At 68.8% G+C, this 16,578-nt stretch carries 16 protein-coding genes; 10 read left to right on the top strand and 6 right to left on the bottom strand.

Annotation, left to right across the window (positions count from 1 at the left end; all coding sequences use genetic code 11):
• Window positions 1-28 precede the first annotated feature (28 nt).
• The gene (locus BJ980_RS04100; RefSeq protein WP_218855404.1) at window positions 29-1,978 is read left to right on the top strand and encodes a cation:proton antiporter domain-containing protein; all 1,950 of its coding nucleotides are present in this window, start codon (window positions 29-31) and stop codon (window positions 1,976-1,978) included.
• An 87-nt stretch (window positions 1,979-2,065) separates the two neighbouring features.
• Complete coding sequence (gene coaE / locus BJ980_RS04095; RefSeq protein WP_179501114.1) at window positions 2,066-2,653, top strand: dephospho-CoA kinase; 588 nt, start codon at window positions 2,066-2,068, stop codon at window positions 2,651-2,653.
• Here coaE and BJ980_RS04090 read toward each other — a convergent pair.
• Both BJ980_RS04090 and BJ980_RS04085 read right to left on the bottom strand, forming a co-directional pair.
• Entirely contained in the window at window positions 2,650-3,597 is a 948-nt protein-coding gene (locus BJ980_RS04090) for a sigma-70 family RNA polymerase sigma factor (RefSeq protein ID WP_179501113.1), read from the bottom strand. The two genes, coaE and BJ980_RS04090, sit on opposite strands and share 4 nt — an antisense overlap.
• A 215-nt stretch (window positions 3,598-3,812) precedes the next feature.
• On the bottom strand, window positions 3,813-5,966 hold the full coding sequence (locus BJ980_RS04085; RefSeq protein ID WP_179501112.1) for a S9 family peptidase: 2,154 nt from the start codon (window positions 5,964-5,966) through the stop codon (window positions 3,813-3,815).
• Between the two features lie 71 nt (window positions 5,967-6,037).
• On the opposite strand from BJ980_RS04085, the gene BJ980_RS04080 reads away from it, so the two are divergent.
• The 3 genes from BJ980_RS04080 to BJ980_RS04070 are packed head-to-tail and all read left to right on the top strand — an operon-like array spanning window position 6,038 to window position 8,185.
• Entirely contained in the window at window positions 6,038-6,736 is a 699-nt protein-coding gene (locus tag BJ980_RS04080) for a LamB/YcsF family protein (protein ID WP_179501111.1), read from the top strand.
• A 10-nt stretch (window positions 6,737-6,746) separates the two neighbouring features.
• Complete coding sequence (locus BJ980_RS04075; protein WP_179501110.1) at window positions 6,747-7,337, top strand: carboxyltransferase domain-containing protein; 591 nt, start codon at window positions 6,747-6,749, stop codon at window positions 7,335-7,337.
• Complete coding sequence (locus BJ980_RS04070; protein ID WP_218855403.1) at window positions 7,334-8,185, top strand: 5-oxoprolinase subunit C family protein; 852 nt, start codon at window positions 7,334-7,336, stop codon at window positions 8,183-8,185. Before BJ980_RS04075 ends, BJ980_RS04070 begins: the two co-directional genes overlap by 4 nt.
• On the opposite strand, the gene BJ980_RS04065 is transcribed toward BJ980_RS04070, so the two are convergent.
• Window positions 8,163-9,473 (bottom strand): DNA polymerase IV, encoded by a 1,311-nt coding sequence (locus BJ980_RS04065; protein ID WP_179501108.1) that lies wholly within the window; start codon window positions 9,471-9,473, stop codon window positions 8,163-8,165. The two genes, BJ980_RS04070 and BJ980_RS04065, sit on opposite strands and share 23 nt — an antisense overlap.
• 120 nt (window positions 9,474-9,593) lie before the next feature.
• On the opposite strand from BJ980_RS04065, the gene BJ980_RS04060 reads away from it, so the two are divergent.
• Together BJ980_RS04060 and BJ980_RS04055 are read left to right on the top strand one after the other, a co-directional pair.
• Window positions 9,594-10,559 (top strand): DUF4192 domain-containing protein, encoded by a 966-nt coding sequence (locus BJ980_RS04060; protein WP_179501107.1) that lies wholly within the window; start codon window positions 9,594-9,596, stop codon window positions 10,557-10,559.
• A 46-nt stretch (window positions 10,560-10,605) separates the two neighbouring features.
• Window positions 10,606-12,075 (top strand): glutamate-cysteine ligase family protein, encoded by a 1,470-nt coding sequence (locus BJ980_RS04055; RefSeq protein ID WP_179501106.1) that lies wholly within the window; start codon window positions 10,606-10,608, stop codon window positions 12,073-12,075.
• A 26-nt stretch (window positions 12,076-12,101) separates the two neighbouring features.
• Here the strand turns inward: BJ980_RS04055 and BJ980_RS04050 are convergent, their stop codons facing one another.
• The gene (locus BJ980_RS04050; RefSeq protein WP_179501105.1) at window positions 12,102-12,575 is read right to left on the bottom strand and encodes a hypothetical protein; all 474 of its coding nucleotides are present in this window, start codon (window positions 12,573-12,575) and stop codon (window positions 12,102-12,104) included.
• A 23-nt stretch (window positions 12,576-12,598) separates the two neighbouring features.
• Here BJ980_RS04050 and BJ980_RS04045 point away from each other — a divergent pair, with 23 nt between their 5' ends.
• From BJ980_RS04045 to BJ980_RS04035, 3 genes are all read left to right on the top strand, one after another.
• Complete coding sequence (locus tag BJ980_RS04045) at window positions 12,599-13,186, top strand: HhH-GPD-type base excision DNA repair protein (protein WP_179501104.1); 588 nt, start codon at window positions 12,599-12,601, stop codon at window positions 13,184-13,186.
• A gap of 120 nt (window positions 13,187-13,306) precedes the next feature.
• Window positions 13,307-14,812 (top strand): RNA polymerase sigma factor, encoded by a 1,506-nt coding sequence (locus tag BJ980_RS04040; protein ID WP_343047680.1) that lies wholly within the window; start codon window positions 13,307-13,309, stop codon window positions 14,810-14,812.
• 132 nt (window positions 14,813-14,944) lie between these two features.
• On the top strand, window positions 14,945-15,496 hold the full coding sequence (locus BJ980_RS04035) for a hypothetical protein (RefSeq protein ID WP_179501103.1): 552 nt from the start codon (window positions 14,945-14,947) through the stop codon (window positions 15,494-15,496).
• A gap of 40 nt (window positions 15,497-15,536) precedes the next feature.
• Here BJ980_RS04035 and BJ980_RS04030 read toward each other — a convergent pair whose 3' ends face one another.
• Together BJ980_RS04030 and BJ980_RS04025 are read right to left on the bottom strand one after the other, a co-directional pair.
• On the bottom strand, window positions 15,537-16,013 hold the full coding sequence (locus BJ980_RS04030) for a DUF456 domain-containing protein (RefSeq protein ID WP_343047679.1): 477 nt from the start codon (window positions 16,011-16,013) through the stop codon (window positions 15,537-15,539).
• A gap of 89 nt (window positions 16,014-16,102) precedes the next feature.
• The gene (locus tag BJ980_RS04025; protein ID WP_179503750.1) at window positions 16,103-16,327 is read right to left on the bottom strand and encodes a DUF7455 domain-containing protein; all 225 of its coding nucleotides are present in this window, start codon (window positions 16,325-16,327) and stop codon (window positions 16,103-16,105) included.
• Between the last annotated feature and the right edge of the window lie 251 nt (window positions 16,328-16,578).

Raw genomic sequence — 16,578 nt, 5'->3', positions numbered from 1 at the left:
CATGGTCCCGATAGGGAACGGTGGCGCCGTGGCTGAGACATGGGACTGGATTGCAGGCGCCATGGCAGGCATGACTCCGGCGTCCTATCTCGCGCTGGTCGTCGTGCTGGGCGTGGTGGCGCAGATCGTGGCGTGGCGGATCAAGCTGCCCTCGATCCTGTTGCTGCTCGTGATCGGGTTCGGCCTGGGACAGCTGGTGAGCCCGGAAGAGGTCCTGGGGCGCGCGGTGCTCTTCGGCGGGGTCAACATCGCGGTCGGCGTGATCCTGTTCGAGGGTGCGCTGTCCCTGAAGTGGCGACAGGTGCGAGACCTCGGCAAGCCGGTGTGGCGGCTCTGCTCGGTGGTGGTGATGATCGCGTGGGGGCTGATCTCCGCGTCCGCGGCGCTGGTCGGCTTCGAGCCCGAGGTTGCCCTACTCGTCGGCGCCATCCTGGTGGTGACCGGCCCGACCGTGATCGCGCCGATCCTGCGCCAGCTGCGACCGACCCGGCGGGTCTCCTCGTTGCTGCGCTGGGAGGGCATCGTCGTCGACCCGATCGGCGCGGTGCTGGCAGTCCTGGTCTTCCAGGGTGTCCTGGCCGGGGGCGGAGGTGAGGCAGTGCCAGCCCTGGTACTGGTCCTGCTCAAGACCCTGGTGGTGGCCTTCGGGATCGCGCTGCCGTTGGGCTGGGCGCTGGAGCAGCTGATGCGCCGACACGCCATCCCCGACTTCCTGCACGGCGTCACCTTCCTCGCGGCTGCCGTCGGCGCGATGGTGGGCTCCAACGCCCTGCAGGCCGAGAGTGGCCTGCTCACCGTGACGGTGCTCGGCGTCTTCCTCGGCAACCGCAAGGGCCTGCACCTCGAGCACGTCGCCGAGTTCAAGGAGCACCTGCAGGTGCTCTTCGTGGGCGGCCTGTTCATCGTGCTGGCCGGTCGGGTCAGCCCGCAACAGATCGCAGACGTCGCGCCTCAAGCACTGGTCTTCCTGCTCCTGCTGGTGATCGTCGTACGTCCGGCCAGCATCGCGCTCGGTCTGCTGGGCACCAAGGTGACCCGGGACGAGAAGCGGCTGCTGTCCTTCATGGCCCCGCGGGGCATCGTGGCGGCCGCGGTGACCAGCATCTTCGCGCTGGAGTTCGCGCACTCCGCCGACGAGGCCGCAGAACAGGCGGAGAAGGCCTCGGGGACCGAGGCCCAGCAACTGCTCGCCCGTTCGCAGGACCTGGCCCACCTGGCCGACCAGGCCAGCCAGATGGTGCCGCTGGTCTTCATCGTCATCGTCTGCACGGTGGCCATCTATGGCTTGGGCGTCGGCCGGCTCGCGGAACGGCTCGGCCTGGCCAGCACGTCTCCCCAGGGCGTGCTGTTCGTCGGCGGACAGCAGTGGATCGTCGACGCAGCCAAGATCCTCGACGAGTCGGGGATCACCACACTGGTCGTGGCGCGTGACTATGCCAAGCTCTCCCGGGCCAGGATGGCCGGGCTCACCACGGAGACCGCGAACATCCTCAGCGACTATGCCGTCAAGGACATGGACCTGGCCGGCATCGGAAGCCTGATCGCCTGCACGGACTCCGACGAGGTCAATGCGACCGCCGCGCGCGAGTTCGCGCATGTCTTGGGCCGGGCCAACGTCTACCAGCTGCGGCGCGAGGAGACCGAGGACGCGACGAAGGACAAGCGCCGCCGGGCCGCCTCGCACCTCAATGCCCGCACTGCCTTCAGCCCGACCCCGTCGCACGAGGAGCTCGACCGGATGGTGGCGTCCGGGATGACGGTCAAGCGGACCCGGCTGACCAAGGAGTTCACCCTCGACGACTTCCTCGATCGATATGGCGAGGAGACCGTGCTGCTGTTCTCGCTCAAGGACGGGCAGGTGGAGGTCATGCACGACGACACCAGGCCGCCGCAGAGCGGGGTCAGCGTCGTTGCCCTGATCCGGGACGTCCAAGGCACCGAACGGTCCGGGGACGCGCAGGGAGCACCCCAGACCTGATCGAGGCCCAGCGCAACCCCGCTGGGCGCAGTGCTCGTGGGTGCGAGACGATGCCGTCACCACAACGTTCGTACGAGAGGAGCCCTCATGCATGTCGGCCTCACCGGAGGCGTCGCCTCGGGCAAGAGCACCGTGTCTGCGATCCTGGCCGAGCTCGGGGCCATCGTCATCGACTCGGACCTGCTGGCACGCGAGGTCGTCGCGCCCGGCTCCGAGGGGCTCGCGGAGATCGTGGAGATCTTCGGCCGCGGTGTGCTCGGTGACGACGGTGCGCTCGACCGGCCGGCCATGGGAGCGATCGTCTTCGCGGACGAGGCCAAGCGCCGTCAGCTCGAAGCGGTGATCCACCCGCGAGTCGGTGCTCGGGCGCTGGAGATCGCCGCGGCAGCAGGTGCTGACGATGTCGTGGTCCACGACATCCCGCTCCTGGTCGAGACCGGCCAGGAGGCGAACTTCGACGCGGTCATCGTGGTCGACGTGCCGGAGGAGGTCCAGGTCGAGCGGATGATCACCAACCGCCAGATGGCCGAGGCGGACGCTCTTGCCCGGATCGCGGCGCAGGCCACCCGCGAGCAGCGCCGTGCCGCCGCGACCCACCTGATCGACAACACCGGAACGCACGAGGACCTCCGCCATCGAGTGGCAGAGGTCCTCGCGGAGCTGACGGGGCGCTAGGCAGCCAGGTCCGGGTCGGCGAAGGTCCGGAGCTTCTGGAGTGCCTCGCGTTCGAGCTGGCGCACCCGCTCGGCGGAGATGCCGTGCTTGGCGCCGATGTCGGCCAGCTTGTGCTGGCGTCCGTCGGTGAGCCCGTAGCGCGACCGGATGATGTCCGCGGCACGCTCATCGAGCTGGGAGACCAAGGCGTTGAGCCGGTCGCGGCTCTCGGTGTCGAGCACCTCGAGATCGGGGCTGGGCGTCGTCTCCTGGGCCATCAGGTCACCCAGGGACGTGTCGCCGTCCTCGTCGACCGGGGTGTCCAGGCTGACGTGGTCGCGGCCCCAGCGAATCAGGTCGAGGACCCGCTCGAACTCCATGCCGAGCTCGAGGGCGATCTCCTCGGGCTCAGGGTCGCGGCCGAGCTGGCGCTCGAGCGTCCGACGAGCACTGCTCACCTGGTTGAGCTCCTCGACGACGTGGACGGGGAGTCGAACCACTCGCGCCTGCTGTGCGATCCCGCGGGTGATCGCCTGGCGCACCCACCAGGTGGCATAGGTGGAGAACTTGTAGCCCTTGGCGTAGTCGAACTTCTCGACCGCGCGGATCAGGCCGGTGTTGCCCTCCTGGATCAGGTCGAGCATGGGCATCTGGGCCCGGCCATACTTGCGGGCGATCGAGACGACCAGCCGCAGGTTGGCGTTGATGAAGGTCTGCACGGCCTTGCGGCCCTCTTCGGCCAGCCACTCGAGCTCTTCCTGGTTCGCACTCTTGGGCGCACCGCCCTTGCGGCGCCCGATGCGGCCCTCGGCGAGCAGGTGCTCGGCCATCAGGCCGGCCTCGATCGTCTTGGAGAGCTCGACCTCGGTGGCCGCGTCGAGCAGGGGGTTGCGAGCGATCTCGTCGAGGTAGAGCCCGACGCTGTCGCGTCCTTCGATCTCGCGGGTTGCTGTCCGAACTGCCATGCCAACGCCCTCCTTGGTCGGTTCCGGCCCGGGGGTGGAGGGCCGTCACACATCTGTTCCAACACATCGCCTGCCGGGGAGATTCCCGTCCGTGGGAGTTCGGTCGGACGACAGGTGCCTGTATTGGAGTAGACGCTTGGCAGTACCCGATAGTTGCCGGGCAACGCACTTCTCAGGGAGTTCTCAGCCGACGTTCGGAAACTCCCGCGCCGTCCTCAGGAACGGGCGGGGATCCGGACGTCGGCCAGGCCCATGCGTTCGAGGATCCAGGCCAGGGAGAAAGCGCGGTCGGTCCAGGCCTTGTAGCGGCCCGAGACGCCCCCGTGCCCGGCGGACATCTCGGTGCGCAGCAGGAAGTCACCCTGCTCGGCCGCCGGGCCCGTGGCAGTGGCTCGCAGCTTCGCCACCCACTTGGCGGCCTCGACGTAGAGGACCCGGGTGTCGTTGAGAGAGGTCTCGGCGAGGATCGGGGGATAGTCGAGCGCGGCCACGTTCTCGTAGGGCGCGTAGGCGCGGATCCGGTCGAAGGCCTTCGGGTCGCCCTCGGGGTTGCCCCACTCCTCGTATTCCATCACCGTCAGCGGCAGGCTCGCGTCGAGCATCGTGGTGAGTACGTCGACGAACGGGACCTGGGCGACGAACCCGGCGAAGAGCTCGGGAGCCTGGTTGGCCACCGCGCCGATCAGCAGGCCACCGGCGCTACCGCCCTCGGCCACCAAGCGGTCTGCGGAGGTCCACTTCTCGTCGATGAGGTGGCGTGCGCAGGCGATGAAGTCGGTGAAGGTGTTCTGCTTGTGCTCGAGCTTGCCGTCGTCATACCAGTGCCGGCCCATCTCACCGCCACCGCGCACGTGCGCGATCGCGAAGCCGGCGCCGCGGTCGAGCATCGAGAGCCGCGCGATGGAGAAGTAGGGATCCATCGACGCCTCGTAGGAGCCGTAGCCGTAGAGCAGGACCGGCACCGATCCGTCGCGCGGGGCGTCAGCCGGAAGCACCAGTGAGATCGGGATCCGGACACCGTCGGGCGCGGTCGCCCAGACCCGGTGCTCCGCATAGTCCGCCGGGTCGTGGCCACCCAGCACGGGGGTCCGCTTGAGCAGGGTCAACTCGCGGGTCCGCACGTCATAGCTGTGCACCGAGCCCGGAGTGGCCAGGGTGGTGTAGCCCAGGCGTACGACCGGCTGGTCGAACTCGGGGTTCCCGCCGGAGCCGATCGTGTAGACCTCGTCGTCGAAGCGGACCTGGTAGTCCTCGCCCACACCATCGGGGCCGAGCTCGAGGATGCGGAGCTGGGTGAGCCCCTCGCTGCGCTGGTGGATGACGAGGTGCCCGGCGAAGCCATCGACGTCGTCGAGACGGACCGCGTCGTCGTGGGCGATGAAGGTCTCCCACTGCGAGCGCGGAGTCGGCGCCAGCGGCGCCCGGGAGATCGCGAAGTTGGGGCCGCTGGCGTTCTGCAGGACCAGGAAGCAGTCCTCGCCGGCGATCACCGCGTGCTCGAGGCCATATTCCACGCCGGTCTCACGCTGGGTGTAGATCTCGAACTCGGCGCCGTCGGCCTCGGTGTCGAGGATGCGGAACTCACTGGTCGTCTTCGCCCCGGACATGATCATCAGGAACCGGTCCGAGCGGCTGCGCCCGATGCCGACCCAGAAGGCGGGGTCCTCTTCGTGGAAGACGAGCTCGTCGTCGACCTGCTTGTTGCCGAGCGTGTGCCTCCAGACCTTGTCGGGACGCCAGGAGTCGTCGACGGTGGTGTAGAAGAAGGACCCACCGTCCGGGTGCCAGGTCGCTCCGCCGAGCACGCCGGTGATCTCGTCCTCGAGCAGGTTGCCGGTGGTGAGGTCGAGGACCTTGATCGTGAACCGCTCGTCACCCACGGTGTCGACGGAGAAGGCGATCAGGTTCTCGTCGGGGGTGACCGTGGAGCCACCGAGCGAGAAGAACTCGTGGCCCTCGGCGAGCTGGTTCAGGTCGAGCAGGACCTGCTCGCCGGGCAGCGCCGGCTGGTCGGCTGCGGCCTCCTCGTCGGGCACCGGGGGAGTCCAGTCGTCCGGGTCGGTGACCGGGACGCGGCAGGAGGCGCCGTACTCCTTGCCCTCGAAGGACCGGGAGTAGTACCAGTGGCCACGCATCCGCGACGGCACGGAGAGATCGGTCTCCAGGGTGCGGGCCTTGATCTCGTCGAAGATCGACTGCCGCAGGTCGGCCAGGTGCGCGGTGCGTTCCTCGGTCCAGGCGTTCTCGGCCTCGAGGTGGGCGATCACCCGTGGATCCTCCTTGTCACGCAGCCACTCGTAGTCGTCGACGAGGGTGTGCCCGTGGACGGTCTTCTCGGTGGGGATGCGTGCGGCAACTGGAGGGTGCATGGTGGGGAGCCTATGACGCGAGCCATCACAGGGCCTATGACTGGGGCCCTCGACCTGGGGAGGATGGACCCATGAAGCCGACCTTGGACCTGAATGCGGACCTGGGCGAGGAGGTCACCGACGACGAGGCCCTGCTCGAGGTGGTCACCAGTGCGAACGTGGCCTGCGGGGGCCATGCCGGCACGCCCGAGATCATGCGCGCCGTCTGTGCCGGGGCGGCCGAGCGGGGCGTCGCGATCGGCGCCCAGGTCAGCTATGTGGACCGAGCGAACTTCGGTCGACGACCGCTCGAGATCGAGCCCTCACTGTTGCGCGAGCAGGTCGCCGGGCAGTGCGAGCTGCTCTCGTCCATCGCGCGCGCCGAGGGCACGGTGGTCTCCTACGTGAAGCCGCACGGGGCGCTCTACAACCGGATCGTCGACGATGCCGAGCAGGCCGCCGCGGTCCTGGCCGGCACCGGAGACCTGCCCGTCCTCGGTCTGCCCGGCGGCGTCTTCCTCGCCCTGGCCGAGCAGGCCGGGCGTGCGGCGTGGCGTGAGGGGTTCCCGGACCGTGGCTACACCACCGACGGCCGGCTGGTGCCCCGCGACCAGCCGGGTGCGCTGCTGGCCGGCGATCACGTCGTGGAGCAGGCACTGAGCCTGGCCCCGGGTGTCGACTCGCTGTGCCTGCACGGGGACTCGCCCGGAGCGGTGCAGCACGCGGGAGAGGTACGCCGTGCCCTGGAGGCTGCCGGTTGGCAGCTGCGTCCGTTCGTGGTCCCCGGATGAGAGCTGCACTGTGAGGGCACTTCGCTTCGGTCCCGACGCCGTTCTGGTCGAGGTCGCCGACACGGCCACCGCACTCGACATCGCGCTCTGGTCGCGTGAGCGGATCACGGCGCTCGACATCGTCCCCGCAGCCGGCACCGTGCTCTTCGACGGCGTGGCCGACATCGACGCAGTGCTGGCGACGTTGGAGGAGTGGCGACCGGGTGGGAGCGATGTCGAGGGCGACCTGGTGGAGGTGCCGACCACCTATGACGGACCCGATCTGGCCGACGTGGCTCGAACCTGGGGGATCGAGGTGGACGACCTCGTCGAACGCCACAGCTCCACCGAGCACGTCGTGGCGTTCTGTGGTTTCTCTCCCGGCTTCCCTTACCTGACCAACACGCTCGGGCTCCCGCCGGTGCCGCGCCGGTCCTCGCCTCGCGCCCGAGTGGAGCCGGGTTCGGTGGGGTTGGCAGGGGAGTGGACCGGGATCTATCCCACGGCCTCACCAGGCGGTTGGCAGCTGATCGGCCGGACCACGGTGCGGCTCTTCGACCCGGCCGCGCGGCAACCGGCGCTGCTCCCGCCCGGCACCCGAGTGAGGTTCACCCGCGCATGAGCATCCTCCTCACCGAAGCAGACGGCCTGACCACCGTGCAGGACCTGGGCAGACCCGGCCTGGCGCACCTGGGCGTGCCGCGGGCTGGGGCGCTGGACGCACCGGCGGCGGCACTGGCCAACCGGATCGTGGGCAACCCCCCCACTGCCGCGGTCATCGAGACGACGATGGTCGGGATGCGGTTCACGAGCCTGACGCCGCACTGGTTCGCCGTGACCGGCGCGCGTTGCGAGGTGATCGTGGACGGACGTCGCGAGGCCCACGGAGAGCCGTTCTTCGCGGGGGCGGGCGCACAGGTCGTGATGGGCAGGGCGCTTGAGGGCGTCCGGTCCTGCCTTGCAGTGGCCGGCGGGTTCGACGTGGAGCCGGTGCTCGGCTCACGCTCCACCGACACCCTCTCCTGGACTGGCCCACCCCGGCTGAGCGCCGGCGACGAGGTGCCCTGCGGCACGCCCTCCGGTGCGCCGCGGGGAGTCGAGACCCCGTTGCCCTCCCCGTCCGGTCCGCTCCGGCTCTGGCCCGGCCCGCGCGCCGACTGGTTCGCGACCGGTGCCTTCGAGGAATTGTGCGCGGCGGAGTGGGTGGTCGGCGCGGACTCGAACCGGATCGGCCTGCGGCTCTCCGGGCCAGCACCGGTGCGCACCGTGACCGGCGAGCTGGCCAGCGAAGGGATGGTGGCTGGCGCCGTACAGGTGCCTCCGTCGGGGGAGCTGGTCGTGTTCCTGGCCGACCATCCGGCGACCGGCGGCTATCCGGTGCTGGCCGTCCTCGATCCGCGCGACCTGCACCGGTGTGCGCAGGTCCGGCCCGGGGAGCAGGTCCGGTTCAGTCCGGCTCGGGAGGCATGAACGGCTGCAGCTCCGGGTCGTCCATCCGATAGCTGCGCACGGGCCCGGGAGGGGTAAGTGCGGTCTCGAAGCGCACGGTGACGACTCCCTTGCCCGACCCCCACACCCAGCCGCGGCCCATCTGGCTGTGCTCCACGTCCATGCCGGGCGCCCAGGTGAGGGTGCGCGCGGTGGGCACCTCGGGCAGCTCCTCGAGCTCCTCCTCGACCTCGGAGCTCGACCCGAACAGGTCGTCCTGCACCCAGTCGGCGAGGCCGGAGACGCCGACTCCCAGGAGGCGTACGCCGCCACTCACGTCGAGCGCGCCGAGCAGCGCCCGGGCCTGGCGCGCGATCACCGCGTCGTTGTCGGTGGGGGAGGCCAGCGTGCTGGAGCGGCTCATCGTGGTGAAGTCGTGGAGACGGACCTTGATACTCACGGTGCGACCTGACAGGCCGTGCTTGCGAAGACGCTCTCCCACCTGTCCGGCCTGCCTGGTGAGCAGGTGCTCCATCACCTTGCGATCGGCCAGGTCCGTCTCGTAGGTGCCCTCCACGCTGACCGACTTCGCCTCGCGCGCTGACTCCACGGTGCGGTCGTCCTGGGCCCGCGCCAGGTGGAAGAGGTTGTGGCCGTGCGCCTTGCCGACCAGACGGACCAGCTCGTCCTCGCTGACGGCTTCGAGGTCGGCGACGGTGTGGATGCCGGCGCGGCGCAGGCGCTCGGCGGTGGCCGGACCCACGCCGGGGATCACGGTGACGGCCATCGGCCGCAGCAGCTGCTGTTCGGTGCCCGGGGGCACGACCACCAGGCCGTCCGGCTTGTCGAGGTCGCTGGCCACCTTGGCGATGAACTTGGAGGACCCGATACCGACGCTCGCGGTCAGTCCACCACTGGCCTCGCGCACAGCGGCGCGGAGCTGTTCGCCGAACGCGGTCACCGTGGCGACGTCGTACGTCTCGAGGTCGCTCGCGCGCAGGTCGACGAATGCCTCGTCGATCGAGAGTGGCTCGACCAGGGGAGAGGCCTCGCGCAGGACGGCCATCACCCGGGAGCTGGCCTCGCGATAGGCATGGAAACGGCCGTTCAGGAAGGCCGCGTTGGGGCACCGGGACCGGGCCTCCCTGGTCGACATGGCCGAGCGGACGCCGAATGCCCTGGCCTCATAGGACGCGGTGGCGACGACCCCGCGCCCGCCGACTCCGCCGATGATGACCGGCTTCCCGCGCAGCGAGGGCTTGTCGCGTTGCTCCACCGCGGCGAAGAAGGCATCGAGGTCGATGTGCAGCACCGATGCCTCCGTCCTCATGGACCGAGAACCTACCGCCACTGGGCCAGAATTCGCGCACAGCCTGAGCCCGCGATCGGGTTCTCCACAGGTGGCGCGAGGGGTCCTGTGCGGGGTCGCGAATCCGGCGAGCCTTTCCGCATGAAGACACTCACTGCCCGCACCCCCGAGGACCTCCTCGCGATGGTGCCCTGCGTGCTCGGCTTCCATCCCGAGCAGTCCATCGTGATGCTGACCTTCGGCGATGCATCCTCCACCTTCCAGGCCCGCATCGACCTGCCCGAGTGCACCGACGAGATCGACGACGTGATCGACTGCCTCGTCGAGCCGGCCGAGCACCACGGTGTCCGCACCGCCGTCCTCGTCGGATATGCCCCGGACACCGAGCTGGTCACCGAGACCCTGGTCGCTTTGACCCAGGAGCTGGAGGCGGCCGGTGTCCGGGTCGTGGAAGTTCTTCGGGTCCACGACGGGCGCTGGTTCTGGGGTCGTCCCGAGCTCGCCGAGCTGGCACCCGAGGGCATCGCGTTCGATCTCGACGACCATGAGTTCATCGCCGAGTCGGTCTTCGAGGGTCGGGTCACCCATGCGAGTCGCGAAGCCCTCGCCGACTCGCTGGTCGGCACTGACGCCCAGACCACGGAGCTGGTCGAGGCCGCAGCCTTCGACGCTGCCGCCAGCTGGGGCGGTGTCCAGCTGGCGGCCGAGGCGCGCTGGGTGCGTGACCTGGTCGTGGCCCATGCCAGTGCCCACACGGTGCCGTCGGTGCAGGAGCTGGGCCGGCTGCTCATCGCGATCCAGGAGATCTGCCTGCGTGACGTGGCGTGGGCACAGATGACCCGGGCCACCGCGACCGAGCACGTGGAGTTCTGGAGCGAGGTGGTCCGGCGCACGCCCGCCGGGTTCATCGCGCCTGCAGCCAGCCTGTTGGCCTTCAGCGCATGGCTCAACGGGCAGGGTGCCCTGGCCTGGTGCGCGGTGGATCGCGCCATCCTCTGCGAGCCGGACTACTCCCTGGCTGGCCTGGTGGGTGAAGCGCTGCTGCAGGCGGTGCGCCCGGACACCTGGACCCCGCCCCCGGGCCTCGACCTGCTGGCCAGCTCCTGAGTCTTCGGCTCTGTCCGGCTTGCACTCGGCCCTCTAGGCTGGCGAAATGGGCGAGGAAGTCACCGAGCAGGAGTTCTCCCGGGCAGACCGGACCAGGCACCGCGAGAAGGTACGTCGCTGCCTCGACGTCTTTGCTCGGATGCTGCGCGAGGCCGCCTTCGACACCGACGACCCGATGACGGGGCTGGAGATCGAGCTCAATCTCGTCGACGAGGTGGGGGACCCGGCACTGAAGAACGCCGAGGCGCTCTCCCTGATCGCCGACGAGGACTTCCAGACCGAGCTCGGCCAGTTCAACGTCGAGATCAACGTGCCGCCACGACACCTGCGCGACGGCGGGTTGGGCGCGTATGAGGAGAACCTTCGTCGCAGCCTCAACGACGCCGAGTCCAGGTCGGCCGAGGTCGGCGCGCACATGGTGATGATCGGGATCCTTCCCACCCTGGCCGAGGGCCACATGAGCCCGGCATCGTTGAGCGGCAATCCGCGCTACCAGCTGCTCAGCGACCAGATCCTCGCCGCCAGGGGTGAGGACATCGTGATCGACATCCAGGGTGTCGAACGGCTGGAGACGACGTCCGACTCGATCGTTCCCGAGGCAGCATGCACGAGCACGCAGCTGCACGTGCAGACCTCACCCGAGGAGTTCGCCAACTACTGGAACGCCTCGCAGGCGATCGCCGCGATGCAGCTGGCCGTCGGCGCGAACTCGCCGTTCTTGCTGGGCCGTGAGCTGTGGCGCGAGACCCGCATCCCGCTCTTCGAGCAGGCGACCGACACCCGCAGCGAAGAGCTGAAGGCCCAGGGCGTCCGCCCGCGGGTCTGGTTCGGGGAACGCTGGATCACCTCGGTCTTCGACCTGTTCGAGGAGAACGTCCGCTACTTCCCGGCACTGCTGCCGGTCACCGACGAGGAGGAGCCCCTGGAGGTGCTCGAGGCGGGAGGCGTCCCGCAGCTCTCGGAGCTGCGCCTGCACAACGGCACCGTCTATCGCTGGAACCGGCCGGTCTATGACATCGCGGACGGGGTTCCGCACCTGCGGGTGGAGAACCGGGTCCTCGCGGCAGGACCGACGGTCGTCGACACGATGGCCAACGCCGCGTTCTACTTCGGCCTGGTCCGGGCACTGGCCCACGCGGAGCGTCCTCTGTGGTCGCAGATGTCGTTCAGCGCCGCCGAGGAGAACTTCCACGTCGCCGCGAGGCACGGGATCGAGGCCCAGGTCTATTGGCCGTCGGTTGGTCAGGTCGCCGCCTCCGAACTCGTGCTGCGTCGACTCCTGCCGTTGGCCCACCAAGGGCTGGCGGAGTGGGGCGTCGAGACCGCAGAGGCGGAGCGGTTGCTCGGCATCATCGAACAGCGGTGCATGAGGGGCACCAACGGCGCGGAGTGGTTCGTCAAGCGCTATCACTCGCACGAGGGATCCCTGGAGCGGGACGAGGCGCTGCGCCGGACCCTGGTCGCCTACCGCGACCTGATGCACACCAACGAGCCGGTGCACACCTGGGAGCCCTGAGCACTGGGCCCGTGGTGTGTGGCCGATCAGACCGGCCGCTTGCGGCGCACCCGCAGTCGCTGCCAGGTGGCAGCGTCCTCGTTGAGCAGGTCGTACCAACCGGTCTTGGTGACCACGGCCACGGCACGAGGAACGATCTCGAGCATCCCGAAGGCCCGATGCAGGACCGGGATCCAGGCCATGTCGAGGTCGTGCGGCTGGGGGAACCCGGCACGGGTCAGCCAGGCCGCCGGACGGTCGGTCACGGTGAGGGAGCGGTGGATCAGGGCCACGGCGATCTCGGTACGCATCCCGTGATCGCGCGCGTTGGTCTCCTCGTCGATCTCCCAGTCGAGCTGAGCGCCGACCAGGTCGCCGACCCGCAGCACCGGGCCGTGCACGCGCCGCGGCTCACTGGTGCGGAATGCATGCACGGCCAGACGCAGGTCGGTGCGGACGTCGGCGGCGAGCATGGCCTCCACCCTGCCCCAGGACGGCGTACGTCGTGGTGTGCCATCCACAGGGCCGGTGGCAGGATGGAGCCATGGCGATCCACATCACCGGCGACCCTGCCGCAGACAAGGTCCTCACCGACGACGCCTTCGCGCTGCTGGCCGGGATGCTGCTCGACCAGCAATACCCGATGGAGCACGCGTTCCGTGGGCCGGCCAAGGTGCTCGACAGGTTCGGCTCCCTCGACCCGGCGAAGATCGCCGGGGCGGATCCGGAGGCGTTCGCCGAGATGTGCGCGACCACCCCGGCCGTGCACCGGTTCCCCGGGTCGATGGCCACCCGACTGCAGGCGTTGGCTGCGTTGATCGCCGAGAAGTACGACGGCGACACCGCGCGGCTGTGGAACGAGGCCAGCACCGGCAAGGAGCTCCTCAAGCGCGTCCAGGAGTGCCCGGGCTTCGGGAAGCAGAAGGCCCAGATCTTCGTGGCGCTGCTCGCCAAGCAGCTCGACGTACGTCCCGAGGGCTGGGAGACGGCTGCCGGTGACTATGCCCTGCCCGGACGTCGTTCGGTGGCCGACGTCGTCGACGGGGTCTCGCTCCAAGAGGTTCGTGACCACAAGAAGCAGATGAAGGCCTCCGCCAAGGCAGCAGCCAAGGCGGCCGGTCCCGCCTCGTGACGAGGCAGAGTCAGACTCGCAGGAGGGCCGAAACTTGGATCCGTCCGTGGCCGTGGCAGAATGTGTCAGCGGCTCTTGACGTAACCGGGCTTTGCCGCGCCCCAATTGCTTTTCCGAGAGGTGTTCGTGTCTTCGAGCTCGCGCAAGTTGCTCCCCGCTGACGTGCTGACCCACCCCGACATCGTCGGGCTGATCGCGCAGGCGGAGCCCACCGGGACAGTCACCCCTGAGGCCGTACGCCGTGCCAGTGAGGCCGCTGCCATCGAGCCGCGCCACCTGCGCGCGCTGATGGTCCACCTCGGCGAGAAGGGCATCACCGTCGTCCTCGACAGCGACGCCCACGCCCGCGCCGTGGCCGCTCCGGCTGCACGCAAGAGCACCGCGACCGCCGCCGCGAAGAAGGCACCGGCCAAGAAGGCCGCCGCCAAGAAGGCGCCCGCAGCCGAGCCCGCCCAGGACACTGACGAGCCCGCTGCCAAGGCCGCACCCGCGAAGAAGACCGCGCGGAAGACTGCCGCCAAGAAGGCCGCCGCTCCCGCCGAGGCTCCCCTGGTCGTCGGTCCCGACGGCAAGAAGGTCCTGCCGGACATCCCCGATGAGGAGTTCGAGAAGGACGTCAAGGCCGACCCGACCATCAAGGAAGACGAGAAGCAGGCCTTCACCGTCTCCGCGGCCGACGACACCGACGAGCCCGAGCAGCAGGTCATGGTCGCCGGCGCGACTGCCGACCCGGTCAAGGACTACCTGAAGCAGATCGGGAAGGTGCCGCTGCTCAACGCCGAGATGGAGGTCGAGCTCGCCAAGCGGATCGAGGCTGGTCTCTTCTCGGAGGAGAAGATGAGCGGCGGTGGCCGGATCACCCCCAAGCTCCTCGAGGAGCTCGAGTGGATCTCCGAGGACGGACGTCGCGCCAAGAACCACCTGCTCGAGGCTAACCTTCGTCTGGTCGTCTCGCTCGCCAAGCGCTACACCGGCCGCGGCATGCTCTTCCTGGACCTGATCCAGGAAGGAAACCTCGGTCTGATCCGTGCAGTCGAGAAGTTCGACTACACCAAGGGCTACAAGTTCTCGACCTACGCGACCTGGTGGATCCGACAGGCCATCACCCGCGCCATGGCCGACCAGGCGCGCACCATCCGCATCCCGGTGCACATGGTCGAGGTCATCAACAAGCTGGCACGCGTCCAGCGCCAGATGCTCCAGGACCTGGGCCGCGAGCCCACCCCGGAGGAGCTGGCCAAGGAACTCGACATGACCCCGGAGAAGGTCATCGAGGTCCAGAAGTATGGCCGCGAGCCGATCTCGTTGCACACCCCCCTGGGTGAGGACGGCGACTCCGAGTTCGGTGACCTCATCGAGGACTCCGAAGCCATCGTGCCGGCCGACGCGGTCAGCTTCACGCTGCTCCAGGAGCAGCTCCACGCGGTCCTCGACACCCTCTCCGAGCGTGAGGCGGGCGTGGTCTCGATGCGCTTCGGCCTCACCGACGGCCAGCCCAAGACCCTCGACGAGATCGGCAAGGTCTATGGCGTGACCCGCGAGCGGATCCGTCAGATCGAGTCGAAGACGATGAGCAAGTTGCGCCACCCGAGCCGCTCGCAGGTCCTGCGCGACTACCTCGACTGAGGGTTCGCCCAAGAGCATCGCCAAAAGGTTGTCTCATCCGTTCCGCGGGTGAGGCAACCTTTCGCGTTCCCTCTGCGTCTTCACTGTGCAGCCCCCGACTCGCAGGGGCGCACAGTGCGATGGGAGCAACCGATGAGCACACGGGTCCTCACACGGATCGCCACGGCTGCCACAGGCGCGGCGTTGGGCGCAGTCATGCTGGCGTCGCCGGCGCAGGCACAGACGACCATGGCCTGGGACGCCGCAGATGCTTCCGGCTCGAACTACGACATCAGACAGGTGTCCCTGGCCCACGGCAGGACCAGCGTCGGCGTGAACGTCCGGTTCGCCGATCTGAAGGACTCCAACCGCGTCAACGCCGGTGCCACGATCTACTTCGACGTCAAGGCGTCCCGTAGCGGCCCGGAATATGCCCTGACGACGGGCCTGGGCCCCGGCACCGACTACTACCTGGTCCGAGTCCGCGACTGGAAGATGTATGGCGACCCGAAGACCTGCAGCCACCAGGTCAGCCTCAATTTCGACGACGAGCGTCTCCGGGTGAGTGCGGCCCGCTCCTGCTTCGGCTCACCGGCCCACGTGCGGGTCGGCGTACGGATGGCGGACAACCACGACGGCTCGCACCCGGTCAGCGACTGGCTGATCGGCTGGAAGCGCTACACCAGCTGGGTCGTCAGCAACTGATCGGGCCCGCGGCTGCTGATCCGCGGTGCCGACGCGCCGCTCAGACCAGGACGACGCCGATGATCCAGGTGAGCGTTGCCAGCAGCGCGAACGCGAACTCGATCAGGATCGAGACCCCGACGGCTGTCAGCGCTGCCCGCGTCGTACGCCGTGCCTGGGCCTGGCCGACTCGTTGCAGCTCGGCGAGATAGACGCCGAGCACGAACCCGACGACCACCCCGACGACCGGGATCACGAAGAACCCGACGATGCCGAGCACCCCACCGGCCAGCAACGTCCGGTTGGGCACGCCGCTCTTCTTCATCGAGCGGCCGGGGACGAGATACTTCACCAGCGTGCCCACGGCCAGGAACGTGGTTGCGACCGCGAAGACCACCCATCCCGTGGTCTCGCCCAGGTGGAGGGCCCAGCCCAGCACTGCAGCAAGGATGAGCAGGCTTCCGGGAAGCATCGGGAGCACGATTCCGACCAGGCCGACAGCAATGGCGAGGGCGACGATCACGTCGACAGTAGTCACGGCGTCAGCCTCGCACATCCGAGGCGCCGGAAGATGGCAACGACCCCGACCGGAGGACCGGTCGGGGTCGTTGCGAAGTCAGTTGCGGTTCAGTCGCTCTCGCTGGCCGGGGTCCCGGCAAGCTTGTGCGTTTCGTCGGTGACGGTGACGGCCACTTCGCGCAGCTTCTCACCGTGCTCGCGAGCGTGGTGAGCGCAGAACAGGAGTTCGAGCCCGGAGGCCAACTCCACGCGAAGGTAGGCCTGGGCGCCGCAACGGTCGCAACGGTCCACCGCAGTCAGGGCGGCGGAACTGGGGGCAACAGCAGTAGTCACTTCGGCCTCTCTTTCCTCGTTGTCGGGTTCAACGAGCCGGGAGCCATTTTGATTCCCGGCAATTCGTGGCACCTGACACATTCATCCAATCACGACGTGAGCCTTCCCCCGCAGGGGAGTTCCCACACCTTGGACGTCGTGTCACCTGTGAAACGAACAAGTCCTGCAAGTGTGACGTGGTGGTGGTGAGATCGGTTGCCGAATTGGCACACCTGACCCGAGATCGTGTCCTCTTCGTGACCCTGCCCACG

Source organism: Nocardioides daedukensis (genome assembly GCF_013408415.1).
Lineage (GTDB): Bacteria > Actinomycetota > Actinomycetes > Propionibacteriales > Nocardioidaceae > Nocardioides > Nocardioides daedukensis.
This window is presented reverse-complemented; position numbering and strand designations above follow the sequence as displayed.

Excerpts from the sequence above, each read along its gene's own strand:
- coaE (WP_179501114.1), top strand. The coding sequence starts at position 2,066 with ATGCATGTCGGCCTCACCGGAGGCGTCGCCTCGGGCAAGAGCACCGTG.
- BJ980_RS04090 (WP_179501113.1), bottom strand. The coding sequence starts at position 3,597 with ATGGCAGTTCGGACAGCAACCCGCGAGATCGAAGGACGCGACAGCGTC.
- BJ980_RS04085 (WP_179501112.1), bottom strand. The coding sequence starts at position 5,966 with ATGCACCCTCCAGTTGCCGCACGCATCCCCACCGAGAAGACCGTCCAC.
- BJ980_RS04080 (WP_179501111.1), top strand. The coding sequence starts at position 6,038 with ATGAAGCCGACCTTGGACCTGAATGCGGACCTGGGCGAGGAGGTCACC.
- BJ980_RS04070 (WP_218855403.1), top strand. The coding sequence starts at position 7,334 with ATGAGCATCCTCCTCACCGAAGCAGACGGCCTGACCACCGTGCAGGAC.
- BJ980_RS04065 (WP_179501108.1), bottom strand. The coding sequence starts at position 9,473 with ATGAGGACGGAGGCATCGGTGCTGCACATCGACCTCGATGCCTTCTTC.
- BJ980_RS04060 (WP_179501107.1), top strand. The coding sequence starts at position 9,594 with ATGAAGACACTCACTGCCCGCACCCCCGAGGACCTCCTCGCGATGGTG.
- BJ980_RS04055 (WP_179501106.1), top strand. The coding sequence starts at position 10,606 with ATGGGCGAGGAAGTCACCGAGCAGGAGTTCTCCCGGGCAGACCGGACC.
- BJ980_RS04045 (WP_179501104.1), top strand. The coding sequence starts at position 12,599 with ATGGCGATCCACATCACCGGCGACCCTGCCGCAGACAAGGTCCTCACC.
- BJ980_RS04035 (WP_179501103.1), top strand. The coding sequence starts at position 14,945 with ATGAGCACACGGGTCCTCACACGGATCGCCACGGCTGCCACAGGCGCG.